The following is a 20,571-nucleotide window of genomic DNA, read 5'->3' as shown; positions in this document are numbered from 1 at the left end:
AGGGGCGATCGCCGTCATGCATCGCTATAAATTCGTTCTGACGCGACCGCTGCAGTTCCTGCCCGTGATCTTCGGCATCAGCGTCATCACGTTCATTCTGGTCAGGCTGATCCCCGGTGATCCGGCGCGCAACATCCTCGGCACGCGCGCGACGCCGGCGGCTCTCGCCAGCATTCGCGCCCAGTACGGCCTCGACCAGCCGATGTGGCTGCAATATGTCTATTTCCTCAAGAACCTCGCCAATGGCGAGATGGGCAAGTCGATCCTCTACAAGATCGACGTGCTGAAGCTGATCGTCACCCGCATCGAGCCGACGCTCGCCCTCGTCGTCTCCAGCGTCGTGCTGTCGGTCCTGATCGCGGTGCCGATGGCGGCGATCGCCGCGCGCAATGCCGGCCGGGCGCCGGATCATGCGGTGCGCATCGTCTCGACCTTCGGCATCGGTTTTCCGCCCTTCTGGCTGGGACTGATGCTGATCATCCTCTTCAGCGTCGAACTCGGCGTGCTGCCGGTCTCGGGTTATGGTGCGACGATCGGCGAAAAGCTGCCGCATCTCGTACTACCGAGCCTGACGGTCGCGCTGTCGCTCTCGACCGTGCTGACGCGCAGCCTGCGGGCGGCGATGATCGAGCAGTTGAAATCGGATGTCGCGACGGCGGCGCGCGCCCGCGGCATGCCGGAGGGGATCGTCTTCTGGCGGCATGTCCTGCCGAATTCGCTGGTGCCCACCATCAACCTGCTTGCCGTCAATATTGGCTGGCTGATCGGCGGCACGGTGGTGGTCGAGAGCGTCTTTGCGCTGCCCGGCATGGGACAGCTGCTCGTCAGGGCGATCTTCTCACGCGACTATATGGTGGTTCAAGGCGTCGCCATGGTCTTTGCCTGCGCCACCGTGCTCATCAACTTCATCGCCGACATCGTCACTGTCGCCGTCGATCCGAGGGTGAAGCTATGAGCATCGAGGCGATCGCCCCCGCCTCCCCCGGCTGGCGCCGGTTCTTCGGTCGGCGGCCGATGCTTGTGCTCAGTGCCGGCCTGCTGCTGTTCTTCGTCCTGCTGGCGATCGGCGCGCCCATTGTCGCGCCTTACGACCCGATCATGCAGAATGCCGAGGTGCGCCTGCAGGCGCCGTCATTGTTGCATCCCTTCGGCACCGACAATTTCGGCCGAGACATCCTCTCCCGCGTTATCTGGGGCGCCCGCCTCGACCTGCAGATGGCGCTGATCGGCGTCATCTTCCCCTTCCTGATCGGCACGACGGTCGGCACGATCGCCGGCTTCTTCGGCGGGATCGTCGATGCGCTGTTCATGCGTCTTGTCGATATCATCCTCGCCTTCCCCTTCCTGGTGCTGATGCTGTCGATCATCGCGATCCTCGGCCCCGGCCTCGGCAGCTTCTACATCGCCATGGCGCTGGTCGGCTGGGTCTCCTATGCACGGCTGATCCGGGCGCAGATGCTGGTGCTGAAAGGCAGCGACTACGCCGTTGCCGCCGTCAGCCTCGGCTTCAGCCGCCCGCGCATCATGTTCCGCCACCTGCTGCCGAACGCGATCGCCGGCTCGATCGTCTTTTCGATGTCCGATGCGACGCTGGTGCTGCTCAGCGGCGCTGCCGTCAGCTATCTCGGCCTCGGCGTCCAGCCGCCGATCGCCGAATGGGGCGTTATGGTCGCAGAAGGACAGAGCTTCATCACCACGGCATGGTGGATCACTTTGTTTCCCGGCCTCTCCATCGTCTGCCTCGCCTTCGGTTTCAGCATGCTGGGCGATGCGCTCGGCGAACTGCTGGGGGTGCATGAATGAGCGGCTCCGTGCTGTCCGTCCGTGATCTCACCGTCAGGGCACATGTCGAGCCCGGCCCACGCACGCTGCTCGATGCGGTCTCACTCGACCTCGGCAAGGGCGAGATCCTCGGTCTCGTCGGCGAGAGCGGCTCGGGCAAGAGCCTGTTCTGCCGTTCCCTGGTGCGCCTGCTGCCCTCCTCGCTGCTGAAGATCGAAAGCGGTAGCGTGCTGCTCGAAGGGCGCGATCTCATGCGGATCGACGATGGCGAGATGCTGAAAGTGCGCGGTGGCGAGATCGGCATGATCTTCCAGAACCCGACCAGCCATCTTGACCCTGTCATGCGGATCGGCGACCAGATTGCCGAGGGCATCCGCTACCATCAGGGCCTTGGCGCCCGCGAGGCCCGCACCGCGGCGACGGAAATCCTGGCGCAGGTCGGCTTCCCCGATCCGAAGCGCCAGTACGACAGTTATCCGCACGAATTTTCCGGCGGTATGCGGCAGCGGGCGATGATCGGCGTGGCGCTGTCCTGCAATCCGAAGATCCTGATCGCCGACGAGCCGACGACGGCGCTCGACGTGACCATCCAGGCGCAGATCCTGCGGCTGTTGATCGACATTCGCGACCGGCGCGGCCTGTCGATCATTCTGATCACCCACGATCTCGGTATCGTCGCCCAGACTTGCGACCGTATTGCCGTGCTGCGCGGCGGCAAACTGCTCGAAGAGGGGCCGAAGCGGACGATTCTGGCGCGGCCGCAGCATCCCTATACGATCAACTTGATCAACAGCCACCCTTCCCTGCCGGGCGCGATATCAGCGCCGTTGCCCGAGCTTGCCGAAGCCAGCCAACCGGCCAGGCCGTTACTCGAAATCGATGATCTCCATGTGCGCTTCAGAGCGGGCGGCGCCCTGCTCAGGGGCGGTGCGAAGACGGTCAGCGCCGTTGCCGGCGTCAGCCTGCAGATCATGCCGGGCGAGACGGTCGGCGTCGTCGGCGAATCTGGCAGCGGCAAGAGCACGCTTGCCCGCGCCGTGCTCGGCCTCACCCCGCTTTCCTCGGGTCACGTCACTTTCGACGGCGTCGATCTGGCGCTGCAGAAAAGCGCTGGCCTGGCAAAGCTCAGGCGCGAGACGGCGATGGTGTTCCAGGACCCCTATAATGCGCTCAATCCCAGACTGACGATCGGGCAGATGCTGGCCGAGGTGCTGAAGGTGCAGGGCAAGGTCGCCAAGGCCGATATCCCTGTTCGAATCGGCGAACTGCTCGATCTCGTCGGCCTCGAACGCGAATTCGCCGGCCGCAAACCGCGCAGCATGAGCGGCGGCCAGTGCCAGCGCGCCGGCATCGCCCGAGCCCTCGCCGTCGATCCCAAGCTGATCATCGCCGACGAATGCGTGGCGGCCCTCGACGTCACCATCCAGGCGCAGATCATCGAGCTCTTCCGCGATCTCACGGCGAAGATGAACCTCACGCTGATCTTCATCGCCCATGACCTCGCAATCGTCCGCAATCTCTGCGAACGCGTCGTCGTGATGTATCGCGGCGAGATCGTCGAGGAAGGTCGCTCCGAAGAAGTCTTCGCGCGGCCGAAGCATCCTTATACGGCGGCGCTGATCGCCGCCATTCCCGACATCGATCCTGACAAGCGGCTGCTGCAAGGCGCCGACGGCAAGGACGCTCCGCATTCGATGCCGATTCAATCAATCAAACGCATGCCATAACAACGAAGGGAACGAACTCATGACAAACAGATGGAAATCAATCGGGCTTGCAGCCCTGCTCGCAGGTCTGACGCTCAGCGCAAGCTATGCCGAGGCCGCCGGCGTGCTCACCATCGGCCGCCGCGAGGATTCGACGACATTCGATCCGATCAAGACCGCGCAGAACATCGACAACTGGGTGTTCTCCAACGTCTACGACGTGCTGATCCGCGTCGACAAGACAGGCACGAAACTGGAGCCGGGCCTTGCCGAAAGCTGGACCACCTCGGATGACGGGCTGACCTACACGTTCAAGATCCGCGACGCAAAATTTTCCGACGGTTCGCCGCTGACGGCGGAAGATGCGGCCTACAGCCTGCTGCGCATCCGCGATGACGCTGCCTCGCTCTGGAGCGATTCCTACAAGGTGATCGACACGGCCGTGGCGACCGACGCGCACACGCTGACGATCAAGCTCAAGAACCAGTCCGCGCCGTTCCTTTCGACGCTGGCGCTGCCGAATGCCTCGGTCATCTCCAAGAAGGGCATGGAATCACTGGGCGCCGATGCCTATGGCGAAAAGCCGATCGCATCCGGCGCCTTCGTGGTCGAGGAATGGCGGCGCGGCGACCGCGTCATCCTGACGAAGAACCCGAATTTCTGGCAGGCCGACCGCGTCAAGCTCGACGGTGTCGAGTGGATCTCGGTGCCTGACGACAATACCCGCATGCTGAACGTCCAGGCCGGCGAACTGGATACGGCGATCTTCGTTCCCTTTTCTCGCGTCGAGGAGTTGAAGAAGGATCCGAACCTCAATGTCGATATCGACGCTTCGACCCGCGAGGATCATCTTCTGATCAACCATGCGCATGGCGCGCTCGGCAAGAAGGAAGTCCGCCAGGCGCTTGATCTCGCGATCGACAAGAAGGCGATCGTCGATACCGTCACCTTCGGCCAGGGCACGGTCGCCAACTCCTATATTCCGAAGGGCGCGCTCTATTATTATGCCGACAATCTGCAGCGGCCTTATGATCCCGAAAAGGCAAAGGAGCTGCTGGCCGCCGCCGGCGCCTCGGACCTGACGCTGAATTATCTGGTGCGCGCCGGCGACGAAGTCGACGAACAGACGGCCGTGCTCGTCCAGCAGCAGCTGCAGAAGGCCGGCATCACCGCCAATCTGCAGAAGGTCGACCCGAGCCAGGAATGGGACATGATCGTTGCCGGCGACTACGACGTCTCGGTCAATTACTGGACCAACGACATTCTCGATCCGGACCAGAAGACCACCTTCGTCCTCGGCCACGATTCCAACAACAACTACTCGACCAATTACAAGAACGAGGCGGTGAAGGAACTGGTCGCCAAGGCGCGCCTCGAGCTCGACCCGAAGAAGCGCGAACAGATGTATGTCGATCTGCAGAAGATGGCCAAGGACGACGTCAACTGGATCGACCTTTATTACAGCCCCTATATCAACGTCTCGCGCAAGAATATCGAGAACTTCTACCAGAACCCGCTCGGCCGCTTCTTCCTGGAAGACACGGTCAAGAACTGAGTTCGGGCAGTATGCAGATGCTCCGTCGCCGTAAAGGCGGCGGAGCATCATTTGTTGCTGCGACACGTGGCTGGGGCCGCTTGCTTACTCGGCGGCCGCGAGCTTGTCCTGCGTCCTGGTGTCGAAGTCGCTGGCGTCGTGGCGCTCGTGCAACTGGCTCGATGGCTCGCCGGAGAGGCGGTTGACCATCCGGCCGCGTTGCACGGCCGGCCTGCTGTGGATGGCGTCGGCCCAGCGCAGCACGTTCTTATAGTCCTCGACCTGCAGAAACTCGGCAGCCCCGTAGGTCCAGCCCTTCACCAACCCGCCATACCAGGGCCAGACGGCAATATCGGCGATCGTATATTCGCTGCCTGCCAGATACTCGCTTTCGGCAAGGCGACGATCGAGCACGTCGAGCTGACGCTTCACTTCCATGGCGAAGCGGTCGATCGCATATTCGATCTTCGTCGGCGCATAAGCGTAGAAATGGCCGAAGCCGCCGCCGAGATAAGGCGCGCTTCCCATCTGCCAGAACAGCCAGGACAGGCATTCGGCCCGCGCGCTCGGCTCAGTCGGTAGCAAGGCGCCGAATTTTTCGGCGAGGTAGGTCAGGATGGCACCGGATTCGAAGACCCGAATCGGTTTTGGCCCGCTGCGGTCCATCAGCGCCGGTATCTTGGAATTGGGATTGACCGCGACGAAGTCGCTGCCGAACTGGTCGCCATCGCCGATCTTGATCAGCCATGCATCGTATTCGGCACCGCTATGGCCAAGGGCCAGCAGTTCCTCGAGCATGATGGTGACCTTCTGGCCGTTCGGCGTTCCGAGCGAATAGAGCTGCAGCGGATGGCGGCCGATCGGAAGCTCCTTGTCATGCGTCGGTCCCGCGATCGGGCGATTGATGCTGGCGAACTGGCCGCCATTCGCCTTGTTCCAGGTCCAGACCTTCGGGGGTGTATAATCGGGAGAACCGCTCATCTTTCAAACTCCTGGCATTGATAGGACAGAGCGCGACGCCAGTTGGGCTGCCGCATTTTTCCTGACATAGCAGAGGCGACGAGGTTTTGTCAGAGGTGTCGAAGCGTTTCACACAATCGTCAGAGCGGCGGCCATATATCAATTTACGCTGTGAACACTAGGGTTTTGTAAGTACCAAAAATTGGTATATTGGGCTCAAAGGAGATTGAGGATGGCTAGAAATACGTCCATATCGCTCGGCGACCATTTCACCAGCTTCATTGATACGCAAGTTCAGGCTGGCCGCTATGGTTCAGCCAGCGACGTCGTCCGGGCAGGCCTTCGCCTACTTGAAGAGCACGAAGCCAAAGTGAAGGCATTACAGGACGCCTTGATTGAAGGCGAGGAATCCGGCCCTGCCACGCCCTTCGATTTCGATGCGTTCAACGCTCGCAAACGGGCGGCGTTCAAGGCGAAATGACCGGCATCATATTTTTTCCTGCCGCGCAAACCGATATTGACAAGATTTGGGATTACACAGCGACGAGTTGGAATGTCGATCAGGCAGAGCGTTATATTCAGGACATAAGAGACGCCTGTCAGGAACTGGCGGAGGGAACACGGGTGAGCCGCCCCTCAGATATTCGGAAAGGGTACAGAAAGGTCTCCGTTGGCTCTCATTTTCTGTATTTCAAAAGCAATGATGCGGGCCAGATCATCATCGTCCGCGTCCTTCATCAAAGAATGGATGTAGCCAAGCACCTGTAAGGCTGTTGCGGGGATTCCTTGACTATTGCGCTCAGCTACCGGGACGGCCGATGATCTCGTCCAGCTGCTCGACGAGCACGCGGCTGCCCTCCACGTCGTTCGCCATCCTGGAGAAGACGTCCGCCATGCCGCGGAAGATGGTCGCTGCCGGATCATTCTCGCCGAGGAAATCGGCAATCTCCTGCATTTCGGCAACCCACCGATAGGCTTTCGGATACATGTCGGGTATGGATCCCGACAGCTTGCGATCGATGTCGGGAAGGTTTTCGGAGAGCTCGGCTTTCAGGCTTTCGGCCGCACCGGAACGCGATGCGGCAAGCAGCATGGCGGTGCCAAGGCCGACAAATCCCTTGTTGATGCCGGCATAACACATCTTCAGTGCCGAGGCGGCGCCGAGCGGTCCGTCGAGCCGGCGGATCCGCAGGCCGCAATCCTCGAGCAGCCGGCTTCGCTCCGCAATATCGCCGCTGATATAGATGGTCGGACCTGATTTGCCGGTGACCGGCGGCCCGCCGATGATCGCACCGTCAAGCACCTCGACGCTGCTGCCTTCGAACCGTGCCGCCAAAGCCTGCATGGTTTTCGGCGCAATCGCGTTGAGGTCGATGAAGGGCGGCGGCGCCTGCATCGCCGACGATATGTCCGCGACGAGTTCGGCGACCTTGATCGCCTCCGCCGGTGGAACGATCGACAGGATCAGCTCGGCCTTCGTCAGTTCCTGGCGGCCGACCGGCACCATGCCGGCTGCCTTTGCCCGCGCGATCGTCTGCTCGCTCCTACCCTCGAGATAGGTCAGCACCGTAGCGCCGTGGTCGATCAGCCGTTTGGCGACAGCACTTCCCATCGCGCCCGATCCAATAATCGCAAAATTCGGCATGTGAACCTCAATCAGTGACGACATCACGTGAGAGTATTTCCGATTTTCTCCGAGTCACGCGAATTGGACGGCTGGAAAGTAACCGTGCTCGCCATGAACGGGATGGCCTTTGATCGAACGGGACTTAATCAGCGAGCGGGGTCAATCCAGCCTCGCCGCCGCCAAGGCGCGCGGCGCCCAAACTGAGCGTCTGCAAATAACCTTGGAGTGTCATTCCGCCCCTAGCCGGAACCGACCCCGAATTGTCAAACAACGAAGGGGCGGACGGCTGGTTGCGGGTTTGATATATTGTAAGTTACTTTATTAGATTATGGCATTCCGATTAATGATCTCGGGGGATGCAAGCGCCATGTATGTCACTCTCCGAGTTGCTCAGTTGGTCCATCGCACTTGTCATTTTGGCTCTCTCGGGCAGGCGGCCATCTATCAGAACTTTATGGCGAGGCTAAGGATCGGCCCCTGCTGGACAGTGTCGAAGATGAAGCCGTCGTCGCTGTAATCGACGCCCACGGCACGGTATCCCGCAATCGCCGATATCTTGTCGTTGAAGTCGTAGCCGATGCCCATCGCCACATCCCAGTCGATGTCCGCGCCGCCTCCGCCAACTAGGCCCCAACCCGTGAGGTAGACCTCTGGGGTCAAAGAGTACTTCCCCCGCAGACCGACCATGCCATCTACCCATGTGGCGCTGTCGCTTTGTTCTACTCCTCCGAACAATCCACCCGTAAAGCTGATCGTCGTGTCGACCGACCAGACCTTAATACCGCCCACGACATCCAGATTGCCGTCAGGGCCATCCAGCACCGCGTAGCCAACCCCGAGCAGGCCAGAAAAGGTTTCCGAAGTGACGTTGACTTCTGTGGCGAGGATGCCTGCCGGCGTGCTGGCATCAGCGCCCAGTTTTACGTAGATCACATCGGCGATGACGCTGAAGCGGTCGTATCGGGCTTCGCCTGCCGCCATGAATGCAAAGTCGAGATTGCCGAGGATGTCGCCGAAGTCGGCGTCGATGTGGACAGTGGGAAGGCCGAACTGCGCCGTGTCCCCCGACAGGCCCGACATCCAGAAATAAGGTGCGACGGTAAAGGTCCAGCCGTCCTGCGCCTCGGCAGGTTGGGGCTGCTGGGTGAGGAGCGGAGAGACGTCGGCGGCCTGCGCCGCGGTACCGATCAGCACTGCCATCACCCCTGAAATCGCTGTTTTCAAGTAATTCCTCATTGACCTTCCCCCTCCGGTGGTTGTGCGATGCGCGATATATCGGATCGCCTCTCCAACCTATTTGAAACACATTTCTTCACCGCGTCTCTCTGCATTGCCCGCTGTCGTGGCTGACTTGCCGTCCCTTGCTTTCCGTTCCTGGTTGCATGAGTGCCCCTACCTCCCACATTATGAGCCCGGTTTCCTGGCCACCCGCGACGCCGAACAGTCCATCGCCTATCCTCGATTCCCTGCTGCAATCTACACTCCCGAATATGTTCCGTCGACATGCGAAGGACGTCGGAGGTCCGAGCGGTGTCTTCGTCCAGAGGCGACGGCGGAGGCACACCTAGGCGACGTGTCGCCAAAGTCGCTGAGCCAGCTTGCGGTATCCGCGATAGGCAGTTCCGTCGTTTCGAGTCACCATGAATGCGGGACTAGTCCGACACTTCGAAAAAGCCCTCGGGTGTCGACGGCGGTTCGGAAAGTATGAGGCGGAATGCATCGGTCATGAATAGCGGCGGCGCCGCTTGCGCTGCCAGCTCCGCGATCCTGGCCTGAAGTTCCTTCACTTTTGCGGGATTCGCTTCCGCGAGGTTTTTGGCTTCCGACGGGTCAGCCGCCAGATCGAACAATTCCAAGGTTCCGGGTATGAGCGCCTGCCATACCAGCTTCCAATCTCCCTGGCGCACCCCAGCAGCCCACGGCTGCACGTTGTAGACGACTTCGGTGCGCGGCGAGACCTTCCCTTCGCTGATCGCCCCCCACACATCGAGGCCGTCCAGCGGCTTGGTCTTGTCGAGCGTGCCGCCAGCGAGGCCGACAAGCGTCGGATAGATATCGACGACATGCATCATCCCATCGACCTTCCCGGGCTTGATTTTTCCGGCCCAATTCGCGAGCGCGACAACGCGGGTGCCGCCTTCGTAGATCGTTCCCTTGCCGTCGCGATAGGAGCCGTTGTTGGGCGGGAGTTCGCCGGTTACCTTCGATTCGCCGGTGAACTTCGCTGAACGCGTTCCACCATTGTCGCTGTGGAATACAATCAGTGTGTTTTCACGCATTCCTCGCTTGTCGAGCGCTTCGAGCACGTGGCCGATCTGATCGTCCATGGCGGTGATCATTGCTGCGTAAGTGCGCCGCGACGTATCGGCGATCTCCGGATAATTGTCGAGATACTCGTCAGGCACCTGGTATGGCGTGTGCGGCGCGGTAAAGGCGAGGTAGAGGTATAGTGGTTTGCTGGGATCGTGTTCTTCAATCCGCTTGACCGCTTCGTTGCCGAAAAGCGTCGTGTCGTAGCCTTCTTCTTCAATGCGATCGTTGTTGCGATACCAATCACCCTCGCCATGCGCTTCGTGCTTGAAATGGTCGATCTCGCCCACCATCGCGCCATAGAAATAGTCGAAGCCGCGCTGACGTGGCCAATATTCCGGCTTGGCGTGGCCGATGTGCCATTTCCCGACGAGCGCGGTTTCGTATCCGGCGTCTTTCAGTGCCTGAGGCAGAAGCCATTCGTCCACCGGTACCCCATAGAGGCCCCCGGAGGGAATGACCGCCGTTTGAAACCCGGTACGGAGTGGATAACGCCCCGTTAGCATCGCGGCGCGCGTCTGTGAGCACATCGGCTGCGCGTAGAACTGCGTCAGCTCCGCGCCTGTTTCCGCCAAACGGTCGATGTTCGGCGTTTTGATGTCGGAGCCATGAAATCCGACATCCTTCCAACCTTGATCGTCCGAAACAATGTGGATGATATTCGGCTGTGGTTCTGCGGCCATTGCGGCCATCCCCGAACCGAATGCGCCGCGAAGAACCGGCAGGCCGAATCCGCCCGTGGCGACGGCGCCTGCCGCGACGAGTGCGCTGGCGCTCAACAAGAGTTCACGGCGCTGCAACCCTGTCTTCGGCTGCGTCCCTGTGGGGGTCTGCGAGCTACTGGTCATCTGACGTCTCCTCTCACTATGCATCGGAAGCCGACATGGCTAGTTGAAGTATCGATTGGCTGGGGGTAGCGCGCCGCCGGGCGATAGCGACGGCAGTAGTTTGGAGCGCAGAGATGCGAGCCGCCTTTCAGAACCTTGCGCGGAATCCTGATCTCCGGCTGGCGCGGATCGTAGCTGTCCAACTCGCGACCGCCGCGCGGGTTTTCCGGAATGCAGCAGGCTTTGGGCGCATCGGCTGGATGCTCCGAAGTGTACCAGTCAGAAGTCCATTCCCAGGTGTTGCCGATCATGCTCAGGAGCCCGTAGCCGTTTGGCGGGAATGCGTTGACAGGGCAGGTCCGCTCGTAGCCATCGGCGGCCAGGTTCTGGTGCGGGAACTCGCCCTGCCAGGTGTTGGCCATGTGGCGACCGGCAGGTGTGAACTCGTCGCCCCAAGCGAATTCGGCGTTCTCAAGACCGCCGCAGGCTGCATATTCCCATTCGGCTTCAGTCGGCAGTTCCTTGCCGGCCCATTCTGCATAGGCAAGTGCGTCCGTATGGGCGATTTGAACGACCGGATGGGTTTCCTTCTTGAACAGGCCGCTGCTGAGGCCGAGCGGATGCCGCCAGCTTGCCCCTTTGACGAAGGCCCACCAGTTGTTCGGATTTCTCAAATCGACTGGCCCTGAGGCCCTCTGGAACACCAGCGATCCGGCGTAGAGCATGTGCGGAAGCGCTCCTGGATAATCTCTCGCATCGGGAACCTGCTCGGCGATCGTTACATAGCCGGTAGCCTTGACGAACTGTTTGAACTCTCCGTTGGTGACCGGCACCCTGTCCATCCAGAAGTCGTCGACAGTCACGCGATGGGACGGAGCCTCCTCTGGGTAATGCGTGTCCGACCCCATGCGGAAAGTGCCCCCGGGGATCAAGACCATGTTTGTGTCGGACGTGTTCGCTGCCACAGGTCCAGCTGTCAGTTCGGCAGGGGCAAGTTTTGTCATGGCTTTCGTCGTTTCGTCGTTGATCGCAAGCCTTCGACCGTGAGGCCAAGAAAGGTTCGGTTCGAGCGATGGCGACAAGTCACCGCTAAACTCCTTCCGGTGATAAGTCTTACCGAGAAAAGGTGGCTGCGCTATTGTCCTTAGGGGAAGATGGTTTTCGGAAGTGGCGAGGCATGCCTTGTTGGCTGGGGAGCGCACATGGACCGCTTTCAGCCAGTTGAGGAATCAGCCAGTGCTTTGGTGACAGCGCCAATCAACGAGGCCGCTGGAAACGGCTTGTGAAGATAGGCGATGCAACCTGCTTGAACCGCCTCGAGTTCGAGCGCGTCATCATCGACGGCGGTAATGAAAACGACTGAGAGCGTGGAGTCAGATTGTTTAAGCCGGTGCCGAAGCTCGATGCCTGACATGCCATCAAGATGGATATCGAGCACGATACAGCCTATCTTGATCGTGGCGTCGCGGTTGAGAAAACTTTCCGCCGACCTAAATCCTTTGGTCGGGAACCCATGAGCGTTGAGCAAGCGCTCGACGCTTGTCCGCATGCTCTGGTCGTCTTCCACGACAGCCACTGTGGGCGGCGAACTTTCCACCGTGTGCCTTTCCCTAACCAGCCGGCGATATGGCCACTTCCAATCTTACCGATCGTAGGCTCAACAACGGACCGCGGATATTGTCCTATGGGGAAGTGCCGGATTTTTATTGCCGGGCGGTCATGCCGCCGGATCGACAAGTCCCAATCGCTCGGCAATCGACACTGCCTCGGCAAGTGAACCCACTCCAAGTTTTTCCATGACACTGTGCCGGTGTGCCTTGACAGTTCTCTCCGACGTGCTGAGATCGTAGGCGATCTGTTTATTGCGCTTGCCGCGGACAATCCGGTCGAAAACTTGGTATTCACGCGGCGTTAGGGCGGCGACGAGGGCGTGGAGAGAATGAACATGGTCCTGCTGGGTACGCCGCTTTTCATACTGCAGCAGCGCCCGTTCGATAGCCCCTAGCAATGCCTTGTTGGATGCATGCTTCTCTAGGAAATCTTCGGCGCCTGCCTTCATCGCTCGAACGCTGTCCTCGATTTCGGCTTGACCGGTGAGAAACACGATAGGCAGCAGCGGTGCCTTCTGTGCGAGACAGCCCTGCAGTTCTGACCCGCTCAGGCCAGGCATTTGCAGATCGAGCAGAATGCATCCAGGTTCCGAGCCTGTCAGACGCGTTAAAATATCGTCGCCCGACTCATAAGAAATTACTCGAAAGCCCGAGGCCTCCAGCAATCGTCCGACCGCGATGCGAAACGACTTGTCGTCATCGACAATATGAACGATTGGTCCCACTGCCTCATCCTCGCTGCGCGAGCGGCAGAACGAAGCGAAACACAGCGCCACCATCAGCGCGATTGTCGGCCCATATCTTGCCGCCGTAGGTTTCGATTATTGTGCGCGCGATGGAGAGGCCAAGTCCAGTGCCAGTCGCCTTGGTGGTGTAGAACGCGTCGAAAACCCTGGCGAGCTGTCCGCTTGGGATGCCGCGTCCAGTATCCGAAATTGATAACTCGACTTCGGATCCCTCTGTGAGAGTTGTCTGAAACACCAGCCGTCTCTCGGTCGACACCGCGTCGAGCATCGCATCCATCGCATTGGTCGCGAGGTTCAATATAACTTGCTGAACATGAACCTGGTCTGCCCGCACCGGAAGTTGCGCTACCGGTTGGCTGAAACTGATTGTTATGTTCCTTCGACCCGCCTCAGCGTGGAGAATTTGGATCGAGCTCTTGATCACGTCCTTCAGGTCGAATTCTTGCCAGTCGATTTCGCTCCGCTTCTTGAGCAGTCCTCTTAGCCGCACGATGATATCCTCGGCACGCTGATCATCGTCGCGGATGTCACAGAGTATTTGTTGGATCAGTTTGAGGTCGGGCGTTTTGCCGCGGATCATGACTTCGGCAGCTTCGGCGTTGGCTCGGATCGCGCCAAGCGGTTGGTTGAGCTCATGGGCGATCGAGGCCGACAGCGCCCCTGCGGTGGCCGACTGGTTAAGGTGCACCACCTCAAGAAGACGACGGCGCGCCTCCTGCTCCGCGCCGTGGCGGCGCCGGCGCTCGACCAGCAATCCCCCAATGACCAAGCCTTGAAGCGCGAGAACGACAAGGATGGCAATGATCAGCCTCTGGTGCTCCTCCCATAGGGTCTTTTCCTTGAAGCTTTGAACTGTTCCCGGAGGGAGCCTGCTCTCCGACAAGTCCCAGTGCTTCAGTTGTCTCGCATCGGCGACGTAGGTCTGCGGCACGTCGACATTGGCGATCACCTTTCCGCCAATCGCATCCGCAGTGAGGTCGGCTACAGCCAGTCCCGCCGATTCAAAGGTGACGGTGTTGCCACCGACAATGCCATGACCGACATAGGTGGAGAAGGGACCATAAATCGGTGCGCTGGCTGTGGCCGCTATCCGTTCGAGCGCGTCCCTCGGGATAAGGTCACGCCCGGTGCTATCCTTCGAAACGGTCAGGAACAAAACGATGCTTTCGGACGGGAGGCGGGCGACGCGCTCGACAAACTCATCAATCGTCAAATCCGTCAAGTAAGTTGTTTCATAGCTCTTGACGAGAAGCGCCAGCTCCTTGCGCGCTAGTGCAAGCCACGAACGGTCGAACTCCGACGAACCGCCGACAATGAAAAGATGGCGTGCGCTCGGCTGGAGGCTGCGAGCCATTTGGAGAGTTTTCGCGATGTCGAACTCGGTAAACGCACCTACCACATCGCTCGGCAGCTTCATTCTGGCGGCAGTGTCGCTACCAAAGCCGGAGAACACTATCCTAGCATTTGGGGCGATTGTACTGCGGTGCGCGACGATGAAGTTGGCCGCCGGCTCTGCGATGGCGATGACAACATCCGGGCGATAATCGACGTATTTCGCGGCGAGATAGCGCGCCATGCGATCTATGTGAATTTTGTCGCTGAATCTGGTAAGGTCGAGAAACTCGGAGAATAGGTCAATCTTGCCAGTGGTTACATCCAGCAGTCGATTTCTCGCCGATTCACCGACAATCACTGGTGCGGGGGTTCTTTCATCCAGCGGGTAAAGGATGAGCACGCGCGGAACCCGCTCCACAATCGCCGCCGAGGCGACATTCGCGGCCAAAACCATCGCGAGCAATAGAAGGCAAGGAAATCCGGATGGAATTCCAACGGTCTGGCCGGACCGAACTTTAGGAGCAGGAACCATACTGAACTCCTCCTCATCACCATCCAAAAAGCCGAAATACACTAACAGGTTAATCAGGCGGCGTCACCGTGGGCAACTCTGGAAGGAGTACCATCTGGAGGTGGCGGCGGCTCGCTTAGCGTGCCAGGCGGGACCGGGGTTTCCTGAGCATGGCGTGCCCTCTTGGGTCGGGGTGCTGACTGCGCTGAAGCCTTGAGTTTCAGGCGCTTCTGCGACGATTTCGGCCGGAGGTTCGTTCCGAGCAGCTGGCTGTTTCGTGCGTGCTGCCGTTGCGGCACTTTTTCTTGATATTCGTCAATGCCGGGACGGTCGACACCGGTATGATCGGTGCTATCATTCGCATTCGAGGATATGGATTTCAAATGTATCGGACGATCATCTGCGGCATCGGCATGGGTCCCCGCCAGACGGCCAGCCGCCTTCTGCGCCGGGCTGCCGCGCTGGTGGATGAAGGCGGAAGCATCGTCGTCATGCACGTCATCGAGAATATCCCCCACCGTCACCTGACGGAGCTTCCCGAGGAATTCGAAACGACCGCCATCCTCGACGCCGAAAAGAAACTAGCATCGCTCTGCAAGGAGATGGAAATTCCGGCGATGATCGAGGTTCGCATCGGCGTTGCCGCTTCCCTGCTCGTCTCCGTCGCAAAGGAGAAATCGGCCGATCTTATCCTGGTTTCATCCCATGTGACCGATATCACCGACTACCTCTTTTCCTCGATCGTCGACCAGGTCGTGCGCCATGCCGGGTGCTCGGTTCTTATCGATCGACGCCCCGATCACGCGCAGGAAGGTTCGGCGTCCCCAGCGGAAGACGCGGCGTTGTTCTAAGCTCTGGAGAGCTTGCGTGACAGCGGGCGCTTTGTCGGATTGACGTCGATCAGAGCGGCCGGTCTCCCCTCCCCGGCGGCGGCCCGACAACCTATATCATTGCCAAGCCAACCAGCAGGATTCGCTGCCCGACCGGAGATATGTATGAGCCAGGATCCCTATGAGCTTCTGGGCGTGAAACGCGATGCGACGCAAAAGGATATTCAAAGCGCGTTCCGCAAGCTCGCCAAGAAACTTCACCCCGACCTTAACCCCGGCGACAAAAAAGCTGAGGAACGGTTCAAGCAAATTTCATCGGCCTACGAGATCTTGAGCGATGAGGAAAAACGCGGACGCTTTGACCGCGGCGAGATCGATATAACGGGCGCCGAGCGGGCGCAACGCAACTATTACCGCGACTACGCGTCGAAGAGCGGGCCTGGCGATCCCTACCACAACAGCGCCGGCTTTGCCGATTTCAGCGATGCCGACGATATCTTCGCCAGCTTCTTTTCACGTCGTTCCGGCGGCGGCCAGACCCGTGGTCGTGGCCGTGACCGGCAATTTTCCATGGAGGTCGACTTTCTCGAGGCCGTCAACGGCACCAGGACGGAGGTCAAGATGCCGAATGGTCCGGCGCTCGACGTACAGATCCCGCCGGGGACGCGCGACGGCCAGACCTTGCGACTGCGCGGCAAGGGCGAGCCGGGCATCGGCGGTGGGCCGGTGGGCGATGCCCTGATCGAAATCCGTGTGCGCCCGCACCGCTTCTTTACGCGTGACGGCGACGATATCCGCCTGGAACTGCCGATCTCCCTTAGTGAAGCCGTGCTTGGTGGCAAGGTTCGCGTGCCGACGCCATCGGGAGCGGTCAATCTGACGCTGCCGCCTCATTCGAACACGGGCAAGGTCCTGCGTCTCAAGAGCAAAGGTGTTTCAAAACGCGGCGGCGGACACGGCGACGTCTACATCTCGCTGAAGATCGTGCTGCCCGACGCCCCGGATGAGCGGCTGACGGACTTGATGAAGGAATGGGCGACGGCAAACTCCTACGATCCGAGAAAGAACATGGAGGCTTGATCATGGATGATCTCGAATTCCGTCTTTACTTGAAAATTGACATCGTCCAGCTCGACCTCTGGATCGAACAGGGTTGGCTGATCCCGGAGATATCAGGCGGCCAGAGGCAATTTCGCGACGCCGACGTCGCACGCGCCCGGCTGATCCTGGACCTCATGGGAAACATGGGTGTCAACGAAGCCGGCGTCGATATCGTCATGGAGCTGGTCGACGAGTTGCACGGCCTGCGGGGAACGATGGGCAAGCTGATGACCGCCATCGGCAAGCAGGAGCGGGATGTTCAGCGCCGGCTGTTCGAGAGCCTCGAGGAGATCGACCGGTTTTAGCCAGAACCAGCTTCTACGTGGTGAACCAATAGCGGACGATGTGGAAGAATAGCGGTGCGGCAAAGGTGATGGAGTCCAGGCGGTCAAGCACGCCGCCATGGCCCTCGATCACATAGCCCCAGTCCTTGGCATTGAGATCGCGTTTGATGGCCGAGAGCACGAAGCCGCCGAAGAAGCCGGCGACGACGATGACCGTGCTGATAGCAGCGGCCTGCAGCGGCGAGAACGGCGTCAGGCGATAAAGCAGCGTTCCCACGAGGATGGCCGAGGCGCCGCCTCCGACCAGCCCTTCGATCGTCTTCGACGGGCTGATATTCGGCGAGAAGCGGTGCTTTCCGAGGAGTTTGCCCCAGACATACTGGAAGACGTCGCTGAGCTGCACGACCACGACCAGATAGACGAGAAGAAGTGCCGACGGCGTGCCGGTCTCCAGCATAAGGAGTGCGGGAGCGTGGCTGATCGAATAGACAGTCAGCATCAATCCCCATTGCACCCTGGCGCTGCGGGCGAGGAATTCGTTGACGTCACCCGTCAAGGTCGCCACCGCCGGCAGGATCAGGAAGGCATAGACCGGGATGAAGATCGCAAACAGGCCGTACCACTCCGTTCCGAGCAGCACGTAATGCAGCGGCAGCACAACGAAGAAGGACAGGAAAAGCGCCAGATGATCGCCGCGCCGCGATGGTGTCAGCGTCCAGAATTCGCGAAGCGCCATAAAGGATAGGAATGCGAACAGGATGACGGTCGCCGTATCGCCGAGGAGGATCGCACCGCCGAACACCGCGACCATGATCCACCAGGAGCGGATCCGGGCGTTGAGATTTTGGACGGTGGCGACGGAGCCGGGCTCGGTCGCGCGCCGCTGAAGGATAAAACCGATGGCTGACGCAACGGCAAGCAGGCCGAGGATGGCGGCCAGAACGATGGAGAACAGGCTGGTCATGCGGTATGCCCCCCATCTGCGAGTTCAATGACCGCGGCGCGGGCGCGAGCCAGGAAGCTGTCCTTTTCCTCGCCCGGTTCGACGCGGAGCGGCTTGCCGAAGCGCGCCGTGCAGGTGATAGGGACGATCAGCATGCTTCCCTTCGGCAGGATGCGCTGAAGATTGTCGAGATGGATCGGCACGAGATCGACATCCGGAAAACGGCAGGCGAGGCGATAGATGCCGCTCCGGAACGGGGCGATCTCATCGGTGGCGCTTCTCGTTCCCTCAGGAAAAATCAGGATCGAACGGCCTTCCTCGAGCAGGCGCTCGAGAGGCTCCAGCGGGTTGCTGTCCGGCGGAGGCTTGCGGTCTATCAGGACGGCGCGTAGGCCTTTCTCCGCGATGAAGCGGCGAAAGGCGTTGGTTCCCCAATAATCTCGTGCGGCGACCGGATGGGTCAGCCGGCGCACCGACCACGGCAGGGCAGCCATGACGGCGACGGTATCGACATGGCTGTTGTGATTGGCGAAATAGATGCGGCGGCGGGGATCGGGCGCGCAGCCCCGCCACTCGCTTCGGGCGCCGACCAGGATACGGACGAACAGCACGAGAAGGCGACGGATGAGCGCGATCATAGTCTCTCCAGGGAACGGGCAAGCGTTATCGTGCGTGTGATGCAGGTGACAAGGCTGCCGGCGGCGATGACCGCGCATGCCAGGATCAGCGACCAGTGGCTGCCTGATATCAGCGTCTCGACGCTCTGGGCGAGGAGGCCCGCCGTCAGCACCGCCATGCGGCGCTGCTTGGCCATGACGCCGCTGAAATCCTGGGGAAGACCGACCGATCCTCCGAAGACCCTGATATAGGCGGTGAGTGCGGCGAGCAGAGCAGCGAGCCAGCCGAGCCAGCCAAAGCCGCAGGCATAGCCAGCCGCGACGAGAAACAGGCTGTCGGCGACCCGGTCGGGAAATTCATTGTAGAGCGGCCCGCTCTTGGTTTTCTTGCCGCCTTCGATCGCGACCATTCCGTCGAGCAGATTGCAGACGAGCCGCAGTTGCACCGAGATCGCGGCGCAAACCATGGCAATCGGATGTGTTGTGAAAACGATGAGCGCTGCGCCTATACCCGCGAATACGACCGATAAAAGCGAAATGCCGTTTGGTGTCGCGCCGCTCCGCGCCAACCACGCGCTGAGGCCGATGGCCCAGGACGACGACCGGCTCGCGATCGGTCGCCGCGAGGCGCCCTCTTCTTCCCCCATTTCATGTCCCCCAACCCCTATCCTCCTTGCTTATCCTGCCAATTGCGTCGCGCCAAGCCGCGACGCCATACAGTTCGGAAAAAATGGCTGCAGAACGCAAGCGCAACAGATTGAACAGCCTGATTTTTAAGCCCATTCGCTGCTTGACACATTTTTGGGCGCTACTATGATTTTTGAACCAAATGGTAAAAAAAGGGGAACAATCAATGACCAAAGATATCCTGATTTCACGCCGGGCAGTGATCGCGTCGGGCATTGCGCTTGGGGTCAGCGGCTTTGCCCCGCTGGCAAGGGCGGCTGCGCCGCTGAAGGTTGCCGGCATTCATGCGTCGCCGGTCGAAAATGCCTGGAACTCCTGTCTGCACAAGGCGCTGCAGGACGCGGCCAAGGAAGGCGTCATCGAATATGTCTTCTCCGAAGGAGTCTCCGGCACCGATTATCCGCGCGCCATGCGCGAATATGCCGAACAGGGCAACAAGCTGATCATCGGCGAGGCCTATGCGGTGGAGAAAGAGGCCCGGCAGGTCGCGACCGATTATCCCGACACCGCTTTCGTCCTGGGTTCGAGCGGCGAGCAGGCTGGCGACAATTTCGGCGTCTTCGGCACCTGGAACCATGACGGCGCCTATCTCGCCGGCATGCTGGCGGGCAAGATGACCAAGTCGAATGTCGTCGGTTCGGTCGGCGCCATCCCGATCCCCGAGGTCAACATGCTGATCAATGCGTTCGCAGCCGGCGTCAAGGCGGTCAATCCGGATGCAAAACACCTCGTCTCCTTCATCGGCACCTTCTTCGATCCGCCGAAGGCCCGGGAAGCCGGTCTTGCCCAGATCGACGCCGGCGCCGACCTCCTGTTCGGCGAGCGCATCGGCACGGCCGATGCCGCCAAGGAACGCAACATCAAGTCGGTCGGCTCGCTGATCGACTATACGCCACGTTATCCGGATACGGTGTTTGCCAACGCCATGTGGTATTTCCGCCCGATCCTGGACGCTGCGATCGCCGATGTCGCTGCCGGAAAGCCTGTTGGACGGAACTACACGTCCTACGGCCTGATGAAGGAAGGCGGCAGCGACATCGTCTTCGTGAAGGGCGTGGCGCCTGCTGAAGCCGAGGCTGCGATGGAGGCCAAGCGGGCGGAGATCAAGGCCGGCACCTTCGAAGTTCCGAAGATGATGGACGAGCCGAAGTAATTCGGCTG

21 protein-coding genes are annotated in these 20,571 nt (G+C 60.3%); 10 read left to right on the top strand and 11 right to left on the bottom strand.

Translation table 11 applies throughout. The features are described 5' to 3' along the window. The first annotated feature begins 16 nt into the window (after positions 1-16). From G9X67_RS20805 to G9X67_RS20790, 4 genes are read left to right on the top strand one after another with little or no spacing between them, the layout of a single operon-like run. A complete protein-coding gene (locus G9X67_RS20805) occupies positions 17-955 on the top strand; it encodes an ABC transporter permease (protein WP_138334132.1) in 939 nt (312 codons plus the stop codon). Further along, on the top strand, positions 952-1,803 hold the full coding sequence (locus G9X67_RS20800; protein ID WP_003549355.1) for an ABC transporter permease: 852 nt from the start codon (positions 952-954) through the stop codon (positions 1,801-1,803). Before G9X67_RS20805 ends, G9X67_RS20800 begins: the two co-directional genes overlap by 4 nt. Beyond that, on the top strand, positions 1,800-3,509 hold the full coding sequence (locus tag G9X67_RS20795) for an ABC transporter ATP-binding protein (protein ID WP_171599558.1): 1,710 nt from the start codon (positions 1,800-1,802) through the stop codon (positions 3,507-3,509). The genes G9X67_RS20800 and G9X67_RS20795 overlap by 4 nt, the downstream gene beginning before the upstream one ends. A 19-nt stretch (positions 3,510-3,528) precedes the next feature. After that, a complete protein-coding gene (locus G9X67_RS20790; protein ID WP_171599557.1) occupies positions 3,529-5,043 on the top strand; it encodes an ABC transporter substrate-binding protein in 1,515 nt (504 codons plus the stop codon). 84 nt (positions 5,044-5,127) lie between these two features. On the opposite strand, the gene yghU is transcribed toward G9X67_RS20790, so the two are convergent. Further along, complete coding sequence (gene yghU, locus G9X67_RS20785) at positions 5,128-6,003, bottom strand: glutathione-dependent disulfide-bond oxidoreductase (protein WP_171599556.1); 876 nt, start codon at positions 6,001-6,003, stop codon at positions 5,128-5,130. 211 nt (positions 6,004-6,214) lie between these two features. Between yghU and G9X67_RS20780 the strand changes: the two genes are divergently transcribed. Together G9X67_RS20780 and G9X67_RS20775 are read left to right on the top strand one after the other, a co-directional pair. After that, complete coding sequence (locus G9X67_RS20780; protein ID WP_130707098.1) at positions 6,215-6,463, top strand: type II toxin-antitoxin system ParD family antitoxin; 249 nt, start codon at positions 6,215-6,217, stop codon at positions 6,461-6,463. Next, complete coding sequence (locus G9X67_RS20775) at positions 6,460-6,750, top strand: type II toxin-antitoxin system RelE/ParE family toxin (RefSeq protein WP_171599555.1); 291 nt, start codon at positions 6,460-6,462, stop codon at positions 6,748-6,750. The genes G9X67_RS20780 and G9X67_RS20775 overlap by 4 nt, the downstream gene beginning before the upstream one ends. Before the next feature lie 31 nt (positions 6,751-6,781). Here G9X67_RS20775 and G9X67_RS20770 read toward each other — a convergent pair whose 3' ends face one another. The 7 genes from G9X67_RS20770 to G9X67_RS20740 all read right to left on the bottom strand — a co-directional run bounded on the left by G9X67_RS20770 (position 6,782) and on the right by G9X67_RS20740 (position 14,891). Then, entirely contained in the window at positions 6,782-7,627 is an 846-nt protein-coding gene (locus G9X67_RS20770; protein ID WP_171599628.1) for an NAD(P)-dependent oxidoreductase, read from the bottom strand. A 426-nt stretch (positions 7,628-8,053) separates the two neighbouring features. After that, complete coding sequence (locus G9X67_RS20765) at positions 8,054-8,809, bottom strand: hypothetical protein (RefSeq protein ID WP_246413408.1); 756 nt, start codon at positions 8,807-8,809, stop codon at positions 8,054-8,056. A gap of 452 nt (positions 8,810-9,261) precedes the next feature. After that, complete coding sequence (locus tag G9X67_RS20760) at positions 9,262-10,767, bottom strand: arylsulfatase (protein ID WP_138334123.1); 1,506 nt, start codon at positions 10,765-10,767, stop codon at positions 9,262-9,264. Continuing rightward, positions 10,764-11,684, bottom strand: a complete 921-nt coding sequence (locus G9X67_RS20755; RefSeq protein ID WP_171599627.1) for a formylglycine-generating enzyme family protein — start codon at positions 11,682-11,684, stop codon at positions 10,764-10,766. The genes G9X67_RS20760 and G9X67_RS20755 overlap by 4 nt, the downstream gene beginning before the upstream one ends. A gap of 275 nt (positions 11,685-11,959) precedes the next feature. After that, positions 11,960-12,295: a response regulator gene (locus G9X67_RS20750; RefSeq protein WP_210258952.1), complete on the bottom strand. Its 336-nt coding sequence runs from the start codon at positions 12,293-12,295 to the stop codon at positions 11,960-11,962. Between the two features lie 168 nt (positions 12,296-12,463). Next, positions 12,464-13,081: a response regulator gene (locus G9X67_RS20745; RefSeq protein ID WP_138334120.1), complete on the bottom strand. Its 618-nt coding sequence runs from the start codon at positions 13,079-13,081 to the stop codon at positions 12,464-12,466. A 4-nt stretch (positions 13,082-13,085) separates the two neighbouring features. Next, a complete protein-coding gene (locus G9X67_RS20740) occupies positions 13,086-14,891 on the bottom strand; it encodes a sensor histidine kinase (protein ID WP_246697088.1) in 1,806 nt (601 codons plus the stop codon). 440 nt (positions 14,892-15,331) lie between these two features. On the opposite strand from G9X67_RS20740, the gene G9X67_RS20735 reads away from it, so the two are divergent. From G9X67_RS20735 to G9X67_RS20725, 3 genes are all read left to right on the top strand, one after another. Further along, positions 15,332-15,799 carry a universal stress protein gene (locus tag G9X67_RS20735; protein ID WP_171599553.1) on the top strand — a complete coding sequence of 156 codons (468 nt, stop codon included), beginning with the start codon at positions 15,332-15,334 and terminating at the stop codon, positions 15,797-15,799. A gap of 144 nt (positions 15,800-15,943) precedes the next feature. Then, positions 15,944-16,858 carry a J domain-containing protein gene (locus G9X67_RS20730; protein ID WP_171599552.1) on the top strand — a complete coding sequence of 305 codons (915 nt, stop codon included), beginning with the start codon at positions 15,944-15,946 and terminating at the stop codon, positions 16,856-16,858. 2 nt (positions 16,859-16,860) lie between these two features. After that, on the top strand, positions 16,861-17,184 hold the full coding sequence (locus G9X67_RS20725) for a chaperone modulator CbpM (protein ID WP_062943155.1): 324 nt from the start codon (positions 16,861-16,863) through the stop codon (positions 17,182-17,184). 13 nt (positions 17,185-17,197) lie between these two features. Here G9X67_RS20725 and G9X67_RS20720 read toward each other — a convergent pair whose 3' ends face one another. Genes G9X67_RS20720 through G9X67_RS20710 form a run of 3 tightly spaced genes read right to left on the bottom strand, consistent with a single transcriptional unit; the run spans position 17,198 to position 19,370 of the window. Then, entirely contained in the window at positions 17,198-18,127 is a 930-nt protein-coding gene (locus tag G9X67_RS20720) for a phosphatidate cytidylyltransferase (protein WP_062943156.1), read from the bottom strand. Beyond that, positions 18,124-18,744 carry a lysophospholipid acyltransferase family protein gene (locus G9X67_RS20715; RefSeq protein ID WP_171599551.1) on the bottom strand — a complete coding sequence of 207 codons (621 nt, stop codon included), beginning with the start codon at positions 18,742-18,744 and terminating at the stop codon, positions 18,124-18,126. The genes G9X67_RS20720 and G9X67_RS20715 overlap by 4 nt, the downstream gene beginning before the upstream one ends. After that, on the bottom strand, positions 18,741-19,370 hold the full coding sequence (locus G9X67_RS20710; protein ID WP_163878052.1) for a CDP-alcohol phosphatidyltransferase family protein: 630 nt from the start codon (positions 19,368-19,370) through the stop codon (positions 18,741-18,743). Before G9X67_RS20710 ends, G9X67_RS20715 begins: the two co-directional genes overlap by 4 nt. A 206-nt stretch (positions 19,371-19,576) precedes the next feature. Here G9X67_RS20710 and G9X67_RS20705 point away from each other — a divergent pair, with 206 nt between their 5' ends. Next, the gene (locus tag G9X67_RS20705; protein WP_171599550.1) at positions 19,577-20,563 is read left to right on the top strand and encodes a BMP family protein; all 987 of its coding nucleotides are present in this window, start codon (positions 19,577-19,579) and stop codon (positions 20,561-20,563) included. The last annotated feature ends 8 nt before the right edge of the window (positions 20,564-20,571 follow it).

Origin of the sequence: Rhizobium sp. WYCCWR 11152, assembly GCF_013087615.1 — a bacterium.
GTDB lineage: Bacteria > Pseudomonadota > Alphaproteobacteria > Rhizobiales > Rhizobiaceae > Rhizobium > Rhizobium indicum.
The sequence above is the reverse complement of the archived record's forward strand: the minus strand, read 5'-3'. Positions and strand labels throughout refer to the sequence as shown.

Coding starts and splice junctions, on each gene's coding strand:
- G9X67_RS20805 (WP_138334132.1), top strand. CDS start 17: ATGCATCGCTATAAATTCGTTCTGACGCGACCGCTGCAGTTCCTGCCC.
- G9X67_RS20800 (WP_003549355.1), top strand. CDS start 952: ATGAGCATCGAGGCGATCGCCCCCGCCTCCCCCGGCTGGCGCCGGTTC.
- G9X67_RS20795 (WP_171599558.1), top strand. CDS start 1,800: ATGAGCGGCTCCGTGCTGTCCGTCCGTGATCTCACCGTCAGGGCACAT.
- G9X67_RS20790 (WP_171599557.1), top strand. CDS start 3,529: ATGACAAACAGATGGAAATCAATCGGGCTTGCAGCCCTGCTCGCAGGT.
- yghU (WP_171599556.1), bottom strand. CDS start 6,003: ATGAGCGGTTCTCCCGATTATACACCCCCGAAGGTCTGGACCTGGAAC.
- G9X67_RS20780 (WP_130707098.1), top strand. CDS start 6,215: ATGGCTAGAAATACGTCCATATCGCTCGGCGACCATTTCACCAGCTTC.
- G9X67_RS20775 (WP_171599555.1), top strand. CDS start 6,460: ATGACCGGCATCATATTTTTTCCTGCCGCGCAAACCGATATTGACAAG.
- G9X67_RS20770 (WP_171599628.1), bottom strand. CDS start 7,627: ATGCCGAATTTTGCGATTATTGGATCGGGCGCGATGGGAAGTGCTGTC.
- G9X67_RS20765 (WP_246413408.1), bottom strand. CDS start 8,809: ATGGCAGTGCTGATCGGTACCGCGGCGCAGGCCGCCGACGTCTCTCCG.
- G9X67_RS20760 (WP_138334123.1), bottom strand. CDS start 10,767: ATGACCAGTAGCTCGCAGACCCCCACAGGGACGCAGCCGAAGACAGGG.
- G9X67_RS20755 (WP_171599627.1), bottom strand. CDS start 11,684: ATGGTCTTGATCCCCGGGGGCACTTTCCGCATGGGGTCGGACACGCAT.
- G9X67_RS20750 (WP_210258952.1), bottom strand. CDS start 12,295: ATGCGGACAAGCGTCGAGCGCTTGCTCAACGCTCATGGGTTCCCGACC.
- G9X67_RS20740 (WP_246697088.1), bottom strand. CDS start 14,891: ATGGTTTTGGCCGCGAATGTCGCCTCGGCGGCGATTGTGGAGCGGGTT.
- G9X67_RS20735 (WP_171599553.1), top strand. CDS start 15,332: ATGTATCGGACGATCATCTGCGGCATCGGCATGGGTCCCCGCCAGACG.
- G9X67_RS20730 (WP_171599552.1), top strand. CDS start 15,944: ATGAGCCAGGATCCCTATGAGCTTCTGGGCGTGAAACGCGATGCGACG.
- G9X67_RS20725 (WP_062943155.1), top strand. CDS start 16,861: ATGGATGATCTCGAATTCCGTCTTTACTTGAAAATTGACATCGTCCAG.
- G9X67_RS20720 (WP_062943156.1), bottom strand. CDS start 18,127: ATGACCAGCCTGTTCTCCATCGTTCTGGCCGCCATCCTCGGCCTGCTT.
- G9X67_RS20715 (WP_171599551.1), bottom strand. CDS start 18,744: ATGATCGCGCTCATCCGTCGCCTTCTCGTGCTGTTCGTCCGTATCCTG.
- G9X67_RS20710 (WP_163878052.1), bottom strand. CDS start 19,370: ATGGGGGAAGAAGAGGGCGCCTCGCGGCGACCGATCGCGAGCCGGTCG.
- G9X67_RS20705 (WP_171599550.1), top strand. CDS start 19,577: ATGACCAAAGATATCCTGATTTCACGCCGGGCAGTGATCGCGTCGGGC.